This is a genomic window from Psychrobacter sp. UBA6739, assembly GCF_002453835.1.
GTDB lineage: Bacteria > Pseudomonadota > Gammaproteobacteria > Pseudomonadales > Moraxellaceae > Psychrobacter > Psychrobacter immobilis_A.
The window spans coordinates 1-11,895 of sequence record NZ_DKHR01000035.1; the positions used below are offsets into that span (position 1 = coordinate 1).

Annotated in this window: 11 protein-coding genes; 5 read left to right on the forward strand and 6 right to left on the reverse strand. The window is 42.4% G+C overall.

The window, feature by feature from the left end; translation table 11 throughout:
- Positions 1–388 precede the first annotated feature (388 nt).
- Complete coding sequence (locus tag B2575_RS08110) at positions 389–1,087, reverse strand: DNA glycosylase (RefSeq protein WP_296241111.1); 699 nt, start codon at positions 1,085–1,087, stop codon at positions 389–391.
- Positions 1,088–1,359: 272 nt separating this feature from the next.
- Between B2575_RS08110 and upp the strand changes: the two genes are divergently transcribed.
- Both upp and B2575_RS08120 read left to right on the forward strand, forming a co-directional pair.
- Complete coding sequence (gene upp, locus B2575_RS08115; protein ID WP_045445969.1) at positions 1,360–2,007, forward strand: uracil phosphoribosyltransferase; 648 nt, start codon at positions 1,360–1,362, stop codon at positions 2,005–2,007.
- Between the two features lie 80 nt (positions 2,008–2,087).
- Positions 2,088–2,840: an SDR family NAD(P)-dependent oxidoreductase gene (locus B2575_RS08120; RefSeq protein ID WP_296241113.1), complete on the forward strand. Its 753-nt coding sequence runs from the start codon at positions 2,088–2,090 to the stop codon at positions 2,838–2,840.
- 24 nt (positions 2,841–2,864) lie between these two features.
- Here B2575_RS08120 and B2575_RS08125 read toward each other — a convergent pair whose 3' ends face one another.
- Positions 2,865–3,521 (reverse strand): hypothetical protein, encoded by a 657-nt coding sequence (locus B2575_RS08125; protein ID WP_296241121.1) that lies wholly within the window; start codon positions 3,519–3,521, stop codon positions 2,865–2,867.
- Between the two features lie 235 nt (positions 3,522–3,756).
- Here B2575_RS08125 and B2575_RS08130 point away from each other — a divergent pair, with 235 nt between their 5' ends.
- On the forward strand, positions 3,757–4,713 hold the full coding sequence (locus B2575_RS08130; protein ID WP_296241122.1) for an alpha/beta fold hydrolase: 957 nt from the start codon (positions 3,757–3,759) through the stop codon (positions 4,711–4,713).
- A gap of 67 nt (positions 4,714–4,780) precedes the next feature.
- Here B2575_RS08130 and B2575_RS08135 read toward each other — a convergent pair whose 3' ends face one another.
- The 3 genes from B2575_RS08135 to tyrS are packed head-to-tail and all read right to left on the reverse strand — an operon-like array spanning position 4,781 to position 6,901.
- A complete protein-coding gene (locus B2575_RS08135) occupies positions 4,781–5,017 on the reverse strand; it encodes a DUF1653 domain-containing protein (RefSeq protein WP_296241123.1) in 237 nt (78 codons plus the stop codon).
- Positions 5,018–5,050: 33 nt separating this feature from the next.
- On the reverse strand, positions 5,051–5,629 hold the full coding sequence (locus B2575_RS08140; protein WP_296241125.1) for a GNAT family N-acetyltransferase: 579 nt from the start codon (positions 5,627–5,629) through the stop codon (positions 5,051–5,053).
- 60 nt (positions 5,630–5,689) lie between these two features.
- Positions 5,690–6,901 carry a tyrosine--tRNA ligase gene (gene tyrS / locus B2575_RS08145; RefSeq protein WP_296241127.1) on the reverse strand — a complete coding sequence of 404 codons (1,212 nt, stop codon included), beginning with the start codon at positions 6,899–6,901 and terminating at the stop codon, positions 5,690–5,692.
- A gap of 119 nt (positions 6,902–7,020) precedes the next feature.
- Here tyrS and B2575_RS08150 point away from each other — a divergent pair, with 119 nt between their 5' ends.
- A complete protein-coding gene (locus B2575_RS08150; RefSeq protein WP_201540718.1) occupies positions 7,021–8,346 on the forward strand; it encodes an anhydro-N-acetylmuramic acid kinase in 1,326 nt (441 codons plus the stop codon).
- A 79-nt stretch (positions 8,347–8,425) separates the two neighbouring features.
- On the opposite strand, the gene B2575_RS08155 is transcribed toward B2575_RS08150, so the two are convergent.
- Positions 8,426–10,294: a WG repeat-containing protein gene (locus B2575_RS08155; protein WP_193007360.1), complete on the reverse strand. Its 1,869-nt coding sequence runs from the start codon at positions 10,292–10,294 to the stop codon at positions 8,426–8,428.
- Between the two features lie 335 nt (positions 10,295–10,629).
- Between B2575_RS08155 and fabF the strand changes: the two genes are divergently transcribed.
- Positions 10,630–11,880 (forward strand): beta-ketoacyl-ACP synthase II, encoded by a 1,251-nt coding sequence (gene fabF / locus B2575_RS08160; RefSeq protein WP_413469132.1) that lies wholly within the window; start codon positions 10,630–10,632, stop codon positions 11,878–11,880.
- Positions 11,881–11,895 lie beyond the last annotated feature (15 nt).

Here is an 11,895-nt window from a genome sequence, read left to right on the forward strand (position 1 = left end):
GTCCAGTAACTGATATATAGGGTATCTCTCTTGCTGTTTAGCTTTAATCCCTTGCGGGTCAAGCTATCTAGCGAGCCGACTATCTTATCATAATGATTTGAATTGTCAAGCTTTTTTATGTTTTATTCTAATCAAGTTGGTCAAGTTATTTATATGTGATTCACATATAAGCTTCCTAGCTCGTCTTGATGTGGGCGTATTATAGAGGTTTTGAATCTTTAGTCAAGGGCTATTTTATCTTAATTCAAATAAACTTGGCTATTAGACTAAATTGGCAGAATAGCGACGCTACTTTTGCTTTAACTGGATGGCAGTGTATGGGGTTTTGAGCAAGGATAGCTTTTTCCCTTAAAATTGCTTACCTCTTTCTATAAATGGCAACTTTACATTACAGCTTGCCTATCTTTTTGAAGAAGTCTTTGTAAGCAGCGACTTTCTTATCTAACGCTAAAGGGTATGCGCGTGATGTTGAAGGCAACCTATATAAGGTAAGATTATTTATATCCACTTTTCGATTGTGCTCGTTTTGCCATTGATATGGATAATCCATACTTTGATTGGTCTTAGGATACTTGGATTTAGCAGGTGGCTCGGCTAATAAACCAAGCAGCACTTCTGTTGCTTTACCGCCCGTGGTAAATAAGGTTTCAACCTTTGGCACTTGTGGCAATATACTATCTAGGTCAACTGCTGTGATAACCGTTAAGTTTTTATCTGAAGCATTGCCGGTTTCACGAATCGCTTGCTTGACGGTCGGACAAGAGGCGATACCACGCTCGAACATAAAGGCGCGAATACGCTCAGGATCGAAGCGTTTTTCTTTACCTACCCGAAAGTAATCCACATCGTCAAAAAATACACTGCCATAAATACGCCACATGTCATTGTAAAAGTTTGGATAGTGAAATGGCATTGCCCATTTATCAGCGGTCGGTGGAAAAGTGCCCATCATCATTACCGTAGCATTAGGTGGTAAAACGGGAGCAAACGGATGTGTTTCTACTTCTGCTGCTTGGGCTTCAGATAATATCAAGCTATTATCGGTTTGATGCGTATTATTATGGGTGTGATATGGTTGTGTAGTCATAAGATTCTTCATCAGAAAAGCGGTTTTTTTGCTATCATAGCAAGCCTAAACACTGCTTCATTTATTAGGGCGCTATTATAGTCAAACATAGTCGGCTTAAATAAAACCAACCCTGCCATAAATATATTTGGCTTACTTTATTATCAAAGCAGTAAGCTTACTATTTGTGAGATAGATATAAGGTTGAAGTGCAGTAAGTGTTTGTATCTTTTATACTAATGGCAACCGCAGTAACTGCGCAAGCATCGGACCAAAAAACCAAGAGAAACCTTATGAGCGACTTAAAAATCACCGTCATTGATCACCCGTTAGTCCGTCATAAACTCAGCCTTATGCGCGAAAAAGACTGTAGTACTTATAAGTTTCGCACGTTGACCAAAGAGCTTGCACGCTTGATGGCGTATGAAGCAAGCCGTGATTTTGAAATCGAAACCTTCCCAATGCAAGGCTGGTGTGGTGAAATCACAGGTGAACAAATCATCGGTAAGACTGCAACGATTGTACCGATTTTACGTGCGGGTATTGGTATGCTTGACGGCGTGCTCGATTTGATTCCTACCGCAAAAATTTCTGTCGTCGGTTTACAGCGTGATGAAGAAACCTTACAACCGGTGCCATTCTTTGAAAAATTTGTCAGCCACATGGACAAACGCCCAGCCCTTATCATTGACCCAATGTTAGCCACTGGCGGCTCAATGGTCGCAACTATTGAAATGCTGAAGAAAAACGGCTGTACCAACATTAAAGCCTTGGTATTGGTTGCGGCACCTGAAGGCGTACGTGTGGTCAATGAAGCACATCCTGACGTGACCATTTATACCGCTGCACTAGACAGTCATTTAGATGAACATGGTTATATCATCCCAGGTTTAGGCGATGCGGGTGATAAAATCTTTGGTAAGCAACTATTTAACAAGTAAGAAAAAGTAAATAAACCAAGATAAGTCGTCGTCATAAAAACTATGACCTAAGCACAAGACATCAATGATAAGGATATAAGATGAACATATTGATTACAGGCGCAAGTGCAGGTTTTGGTAAAGCGCTGGCCGAGCGTTTGGTTGCCAATGGTCATCGCGTGATTGGCTGTGCCAGACGCCTCGATAAGCTGAATGCTTTAGCAGACACTTTAGGCGAAGCATTTTTACCTGTGGTCATGGATGTGAGTGACACGGCTACTATCCCGCAAATCATTGCTGATTTGCCTGCTGAGTTTAGTCAAATCGATGTCTTGGTAAATAATGCCGGGCTGGCACTCGGTACAGAACCTGCGCACAAGGCCAATCTTGATGACTGGATGCGTATGACTGACACCAATGTGAAAGGGTTGATGGCGCTGACCCATGCAGTCTTGCCAGCGATGGTGGCGCGCGATAGCGGTTATGTCATCAACGTTGGTTCAATTGCGGGCAGTTGGCCTTATTTTGGCGGTAACGTCTATGGCGCGACCAAAGCGTTTGTCAAGCAGTTTAGCCTAAATTTGCGCGCGGATCTCATCGGTACGCAAGTGCGCGTGACCAACCTTGAACCGGGTAATGTCGCGGGTACTGAGTTTTCAAACGTGCGCTTTCATGGCGATGACGATAAAGCCGCCAAGGTTTACGACGGCTTTAAAACCATGACCGGCGATGATATTGGCGATATTTTATTATGGCTGATTGAATCGCCAGCCCATATTAACGTCAATCGTTTAGAAGTCATGCCAGTGGCACAAACCTATAATGGCTTAACAATTGCTAAGCAAGGTTCTTAAACCTTTATCTGATCGTTTGGCTTATTAACGTAACTCATAAGACCGAAGCAATATAGTCTCATCTATATTGCTTCTTTTTTTAGCTATGGTATTCATCTCATTGACCAACCTCAAATCCTGAAAGTCTAAAATTAGCACCTCATTACGCAAGCGCTCGCTGGTACGTTTATTATGGCGTATCGGAAATCCTAATACTTGCTTACCCCTAATCACTATCTGATTGATAATCATGGTCAGATTATTGATGGTAGATTTAGCGCTTACCTTTTGAGCATTAATGATGACTGTGGCAGGATTAACAGTTGTGCTTAAAACCTTTGTTTGACGCACGCTTTTTGGTAAATCCCCTGCGAAAAACAAGACTTGCTCTAGTGGTAAATACTGCGCGTGACGCATCAATTCCTGACGAAATAGCAAAGGCATATCAATGTTGAAACTGTCTTCTGTTTGCTGAGAGAACGCCGTAAAATTACGCTGCAAGTAACGCCCAAATACACTGCTATTAATCCATTCTTGATAAGTATCATTAGCTAGTAATTGTCTAGTAAAAAAATTGGCCTCTAGCGTAATATCCGCTGTCAGCATTGCCATCAATAGCGCCTGCGGATTGAGCAAGGTTTGCTGCTGCAAGCTTTGTGGATATAGGCTGCTATCAAGCGATGGTAACGTCAGCTTTCCCATAGACTGATATCCTTATATTTTACTTGCTGACGTTTGATTCGATTGGTCAAAGTCTATGACAAGTCGCTACTTTTACCGCTCAACTGCTTTTAACCCTAAACAGCTTTTATGCTATGGTTAATTACCTGCTTTAATATAGCAGTCTTTTAGAAATGAGATAAAGACTTTTGCTACGATACATTTTGGCTCAATCGACTTGGTACAATCGTTTAATGAAAACAAGGTACATTGCCTTATGAAGAAAAACCTAATTAATCTGCCTGCTAATTACCAGTTGAAAACAATTGATATCACTTTAACTGACGGTACATTGCTACCAGTGTCAGTCATAGGTAGTGGCAAACCTGTAATATTACTGCATGCCTATGGTATGGACGCACGTGAATTTTTGCCATTTATTTTACCTTTGGTTGGCAAGTATGCCTTTTATCTACCGCATTTGCGAGGATTTGGGGCGGCAAAAGATATCGACCTCACCCAGTTTGATTTTGTGCGTCAGTATGCCGATGATATCAGTATTGTGATTGAGCAAGTTTGCTTGACACGCAATATAGAATCGTTGCCAGTTGCCGCTATTTCGATGGGCGCACAAGTGATGCGGGCGTATTTTGAACGTTATGGCAGCGCAAAAGTCAGCCGTTATTTGAATATTGACCAAAGTCCTGCTATCCATAATCAGGCTGATTGGCAAGGTGGCTTGTTTGGCACGCGCCAGCAAGAAGTATTCGATATCTTTCACGAGGTAATTGAGAAAACTTTACCTTATGCTGAAATAAAAAGCTTTACCCACCTACCGTTTGCTCTAAAACGCCGTGCAACGGATGTCGAACGACTGTTCTCTCTCTTGTCCGTTAATCGAACGCGCTCGAAAGCGTTTATACAAGTGATGACTTATAAAAATGACCCCAAACTTGCGCTTTACGATCACAGTATTTGGCATCATAAAATGCGCTGTTTACAAGCCTATTTGACATTACCCTATGACTTTCGCGGTGCGATAGAGCGTGTCACTATTCCAGTGGTTAACCTCATCGGTGGTCGCTCCAAACTTTACGATGCTAAGTGGCAGCAAAAAGTCACCCAAATGCTACCTAATGCAACTGAGGTCGTGTTGCCGCGCTCAGGTCATGCGATACCAATGGATGAGCCAATTGGGTTTTATAAAGTATTAAAAGGGTTTTTGCAGGACTAGTTGTTCATTTATATAAAAAAAGCGACCCGTTGAGGTCGCTTTTTATTTGAGCAATAAATTTTAAGCATTAATCCGCTAATGCTTTGGTCAGTTCAAATCGCGGCACTTGCTTACCCTCAACTTCAACCGTTTCAGAAAACATAGATAACGGTCGTACCCATACGCCATACTCACCATATAGACAGCGATAAACGACTAATGCTTCTTCGGTTTCTGAATGCTGCGCGGTATGCAAAACTTGGTAAAGACTGCCTTTATAATGGCGGTAAATACCTTGAGGGACACTTTGAAGTTGTTGAGTCATAATTTTATTACTTGTATCAATTATTATAAAAGCTTAGTGAGCGTCATTAAGCTTTTTCGTCAGCGCTAATTTTACGGGTGGCCACTCGGATTTTATTAAACTATACATCACTGTATCCGAAATAATACCATCACGGCGTACTCGATTACCTCGAATCACGCCATCTTTCTTAGCACCTAAGCGTTGAATCGCTTGTTGTGAGCGGTCGTTCCCAATATCCGTGCGCCAACCTACTGTCTGATACTCTAAAGTTTCAAATATATAGGTTAGCAGCATGAGCTTAGAGGTGGTATTGACATGCGTTCGCCAATACGATTTAGCATACCAAGTATATCCAATCTCTAAGCGTTTGCTAGTTGGTAAAATATCATGAAAACTCGTTGTACCAATCGCTTTACCATTTGATTCATCAATAACGACAAACGCTTGTCTATCGGGCATTGAATCTGCGGTATTAATATAGTCAATAACCTTGTCTGGCTCAGGTACTGACGTCTCATTTATTTTCCATAGTTCACCATCTTGGCAAGCTTCGGCTAAGTCAGTTGCATGACTTAGCGTCAACGGCTTAAGGGTAATGCCATTACTTGATAACGTAGGAAGGGCTAACATCTACTTCTCCTTAAGCCATAATGAACTTAGAAACTTTGGCTACCTAACTCAATTCTTTAACTACCCTACCGTCACTTTCGCATAAGCTTTTTTGCCCGCTTGGATAACGACTGTCTGACCAGACGTTAAGCTAAAGCCTGCATCAACCACTTCGTTATCTACTTTTACCGCGCCACGCTTAATCATATCTTTAGCTGATGAGCTATTTTTAGCCAATCCAGCTTGGTTGAGTACCTGAGTAATAAATAGCGCTTCCGCACCTTCTAACGCTAAGGTCACTTCTGGCAAATCAACAGGCAGTTCACCATCAGCTAATACGTTACCTGCTGACTTGTGTGCAATGGCGGCAGCATCGGCATCGTGAAAACGCTCGATTAATTCTTCAGCAAGAATACGTTTAATTTCTTGTGGATTGCGACCATTTTCCATCTCTTTCATTAAACCTTCAACTTCTTCCATCGGCTTAAAGCTTAAAAATTCAAAGTAGCGACGGATTAAGGTGTCTGGCATAGACAGAAGTTTTTGGTACATAGTGCCCGGTGCATCATAAATGCCAACATAGTTATTCAGCGATTTAGACATTTTATTAACGCCGTCTAGCCCTTCTAAGATTGGCACGGTGATACACACTTGTGGCTCTTGATCATAACGACCTTGCAGGGTGCGTCCCATTAGGATGTTAAAGGTTTGGTCAGTACCGCCAAGCTCGACATCCGCTTTTAGCGCGATAGAATCATAACCTTGTACCAAGGGGTATAAAAATTCATGAATCGCAATCGGCGTTTGCGCGGCATAGCGTTTAGAGAAATCATCGCGCTCAAGCATGCGCGAGACAGTCAACTGGCTAGAAAGCTGAATCATATCGCCTGCCGACATATCCTTGAACCATTCAGAGTTGAAGACAATCTTGGTTTTTTCTTTATCCAAAATCTTAAATACTTGTTCTGCATAAGTCTGTGCGTTGACTTTGATTTGCTCATCGGTCAATGGTGGACGCGTGCTGTTTTTGCCAGAAGGGTCACCAATTTTGGCGGTATAATCGCCGATTAAAAAGTAAATCTCATGACCCAAATCTTGAAAATGCTTCAGCTTATTAATCAGCACGGTATGACCCAAATGCAGGTCAGGCGCAGTGGGATCAAAGCCTGCCTTGATACGTAGCGGGCGATTGAGTTTAAGCTTCTTAACTAAATCTTCTTCAGATAGAATTTCTTGGGTGCCACGTTGGATCAGGGCAAGCTGTTCTTCTAGGGTGTAGGTTTGCGTGGTCATGATGCTCTCTTTATTGTCTTTATTAAAAGGGTAACGCGTTTGGGCTATTTAGAATCTCATAGCCAGTAAAAGATGTTAGAATTTGAGAGATATACTAGCGTTTTTTAAGGTAAATTGCCATGACCAACCCTGCATCGATTGCTGATACTAATGATTCAACTATAAATTATGACGATAATTTAAATAACACTTTAGATGACGATTTAAATTATGCCACTTTGACCGATGCGCTTGAGCAAACGGTGTTTGAAAACTTCGATGATGGTTTATATATCGGCATGATGTCTGGCACCAGCTTAGACGGGATGGATGCGGTTCTTTGTCAGTTTAGTAGTGACAGTAGTGCTGAAACAGATACCCAGCAACCGATGCGACTGTTAGCAACTCATAGCCAAGAGTTTCCGCTGCGTTTGCGTGAAGTGTTATTGGCTTTATGTCAGCCTAATGGTGTGCAAGAGTTAGTACCCGCAGAGGGTGAACCAAACAGCGAATTAGACTGGTTCGGTTGGGCAAGTAAAGAATACGCTGAATTTGCCAGCGAGGTGGTCAATAATTTATTGCAGCAATCGAATACTGATGTAGAGTCGGTGTTGGCGATTGGCTGTCACGGTCAAACGGTACGCCATCGTCCGCAATTGGGCTTTAGCTTGCAGTTGGTCGATGCCAATATCATTGCTGAGCGTACTGGCATTAGCGTCGTCAGTGATTTTCGCCGCCGCGATATGGCGGTTGGTGGACAAGGAGCGCCGTTGGTTCCAGCTTTTCATCAAGCGTTATTTGCCACGCCTGATAGCACGCGCGTGTTATTAAATTTAGGCGGTATTGCCAATATCACAGTCTTGCCAGCAAACGATAGTCCTGCGATTGGTTATGATACGGGTCCTGCCAATTTATTACTCGATGCGTGGACAGCATTGCATACTGATAAAGATTATGATGATGGCGGCGCATGGGCGCAGTCTGGACAAGTGATTGAGCCGCTACTTAATCAGCTAATAGAACATCCGTTTTTTGCGCGAACGTATCCAAAAAGCACTGGGCGTGAAGATTTTAACTTAGCATGGCTACAGGATGAGCTGCAAAAGTTCGATCAGGCATCTGCCCATATTCGCTATTCGTCAGCGGATGTGCAGGCGACGCTTACTGAACTGACAGCGATGAGTGCCAGCATGCAAATTAATATGTTTATTAATGCTCATGAAAATAGCTCGGTTTACGTCTGTGGTGGCGGTGCATTAAACGATTATTTGATGACTCGCTTGCAAGCGCATCTGCCCCATTGCACAGTAGAGACCACCGCAAGCTTAGGGCTGAATCCAGCGTGGGTCGAAGCCGTCGCCTTTGCATGGCTGGCACGGCAAACACTAATAGGTGAAACGGGTAATTTGCCTGCGGTCACTGGCGCGAGTAAAGGCGTGGTTTTGGGTCAGGTTTGTTTTGCTTAGTGGACTATTGATTCTGATGCTAGCTAAAATTAGTTTTAGCTAGCATTGGTATTGATACAACGACTTTACTTATAGTAATTTATTTAAAATTTAATGAAACTTTTCCAATTGTATCTCCTACACGATTGATACTATACCAATGATTATCTTTTCGCACTTGAGCAACGCCTCTATCGAAGTCGGTAGCCTGATCATATTGTAGCGCTATTACTATATTGCCTTTCATATCCATAAAGCCGTACTTATTGTCTTTTTTGATTAACATACGACCTGATTCTGGAAAGCTTAACTCATCATAAGTAGGTTCAATCCATCTGTTACTTTCTAAGTCGACTATGCCCCATTTGCCATCTTTCATTATCGCAATCACATCTGCTGAATAAGATTTTACCTTTTCATAGATAGGCTTAATTAACACCTTGCCACTCTTGTCGATATAGCCAAACTTCCCACCCACCTCTATAAAGGTTTTATTGTTGTAAAACTCTCCTATTGAATCGTAGTTAAAGGGAATGATTACCTCGCCTGTATTTTTGATATAGCCAACTTTGCCATTTTTCTTTGCCATAACCAAACCATCTATGACCCAAGCACTGATCTCATCATACTCAGGCTTAGCTATTTCAACCCCTTTAGTATTAACTAAGCCCATCTTCTTATTCTGCTCTACATATGAAAGCTCATAGATAAATCTACTAACACGACTATAAATCGGCTCAGTGACTACTTCTCCTTTTTTGTCGATAAAACCATATTTACCATTTAACTTCATAGGGGCTATGTCTTCAAAAAAATGCTGTATCTGCTCGTATATGGGCTCTATAACTATATTACCTGCACGGTCGATAGCACCGTACTTATCATTTACTATAATAATGGCCTGCTCATTAACAAATGGTGCAGCCTTATCAAATTTAGCAGGAATGACTATGTTATTGCTTTTATCTATATAACCTACTTTTTTATCTTTTCGAAAACTTGCCAACCCCTCTTCAAAAGAAGATATTTCCTTATATATAATCGGTATGACTATCTCAGCATTTTTATCGATATAGCCAAATTTATTACCTTTACGAATTTTAGCTAAACCGTCTTTGAAAGGCTCAATATCGTCATAATTGCCTGTTAATATATCGTTACCGTCCCTATCAACGTAAAAAGCGCGGTCGTCTTTTTTAACATAGGCCAACCCTTGATCAAAGTCGCCTACCTCATCGTAAGCAAAATCTAAAATAACCTCTCCTTCGGTATCGATAACGCCCCACTTTCGAGCTTTGTTTTGTACAGCAGCGCGTGCTTCATTAAAGGTATTGACTTTATGGTACTGAAGCTCATCAATCAGCTTGCCATTTACATCAGCAAAACTCCAACCTCCGTAACCAAAAACAGGCCTAAAACCATTGCTTAAGCCTTGAATAATAATATAATCAGGCGGCAATACAAACTCGCCATCATGATTCATAAGTCCTCTACTACCATCATGTACAATCGCTAGACCATGATCAAAACCACCAGCATCCGCGTATTTTATATCTATAACTATCTTGCCAGTTTTGTCAACAAAGCCATAAGGTCCATTTTTTTGTACGACTGCAAGCCCCTCATTAAAGGGATGTATATTATCGTAGATTAAATCAATAACGACTTTACCTGTTGAATCAATATAGCCGTATTTATAGTCACTACCAACTATAGCCAAACCCCCATTGAAATCCTCAGCATAATCATACTTAGGCTCCACGATCATCTGACCTTGGCGAGTAATAAACCCATACTTACTATTCTTTTCAATCATAGCAAGCCCCTCTGTAAATCCGCACTCTCCTTGGTCAACAGCAATGATATCTTTTGATAGCTTATAACCGTCATCAAAACGAAGTTGACAGTCCGCTAGGGCCGGAATATTCATAAACAATAAGAGAGGAAATAAAAACTTCAATGAAACCATAAAAATATTCCTACCGTATGAATAAAACAATTGTTTATTATATCGGATTTTTTAATAGATCCTTACATGATTGTTATAGCGCATACTTTATAAAACGCATACTATGCGTCCGAAATAAATTTTAGTTTACACACGTGCACTTATGTGTTTTATAATGAATTCTGAAATACCCTCCTCTTAGGACTCGTAAGTATAGGATATATCGCATGAGCCAACACAGCAGTTCACTTACTGATCAAGCTACCAATGATGCTAGCGCAACAGCAGAGCATCAACCGCGTCAGAAACCACCGCACTATGAGCGTAGCGATGACTTGCGCGTCGTAATTACGGGTATGGGTGCGTTGACACCTTTGGGACTCGACGTCGATAGCTCATGGACTAAGCTGCTCAATGGTGATAGCGGCATCGCGCAAATTACACATTTTGATGCTACTGGCTATCGAGCTCAAATTGCTGGTGTGGTCAAGGATTTCGATGCCAAGCAATATATGAATACCAAAGACGCGCGACGCTATGATGAATTTATTCATTATGGTATTGCCGCCTCTAGTATGGCATTACAGAATGCTGGTTTTATCGATGAAGTAAGTGCTGCTGATGCGCCCGTACATGGGGTTAATCAAGAACGATTTGGCATTATTTTAGGCTCAGGTATTGGTGGTATCCAAACCATTGAAAACAGTCGCGATATGCTACGAGAAAAAGGCGCTATGAAAGTTTCGCCCTTTATCATTCCTGGCTCTATTGTGAATATGGCAGCAGGCTTAGTGGCGATTAAACATACCTTAAAAGGTCCCAACCTTGCGACATCGACGGCTTGTACCACCGCTACCCATGCGATGGGGCTCGCTGCACGTCTGATTGCTTATGGTGACGCCGATGTCATGCTGGCAGGTGGTAGTGAAAAAGGCTCCAGCCCACTTGGCATATCAGGTTTTGGTGCCATGCATGCCCTCTCAACTCGCAATGACGAGCCAACCAAAGCCTCGCGTCCCTTTGACAAAGACCGTGATGGTTTTGTGCTCGGTGATGGCGCGGGTATGGTGGTACTAGAAAGCCTCGCTCATGCCAAAGCACGCGGTGCAACCATACTCGCTGAACTGGTCGGCTTTGGGATGAGTGATGATGCCAGTCACATCACAGCACCGCCTGAAGATGGCAGCGGTGCGGCACGAGCGATGCGTAATGCCCTAAATGATGCAGGCATTGAGCCATCGAGTGTTGGTTATGTCAACGCTCATGGCACCAGCACCCCTGCGGGTGATGTCGCTGAATCGATTGCTATTGAAACCGTTTTTGCCCCAGTTAAAGACCACATTTTGGTCAGCTCAACCAAATCGATGACGGGTCATTTGCTTGGTGCCGCGGGTGCTGTTGAAGCCATATTCACCGTTCTTGCCCTACAGCATCAGCATGTGCCACCCACCATTAATTTGGACAATGTGGAAGACAACTGTAACCTCGACTATGTCGCCAACCAATCGCGTAAAGTTGAAAACCTACACTATGCCGTATCCAATAGCTTTGGCTTTGGTGGTACCAATGGCTCGTTAGTATTTGCGCGCTGGCCCGTGAATCATTAAGGTATAAAACTTACC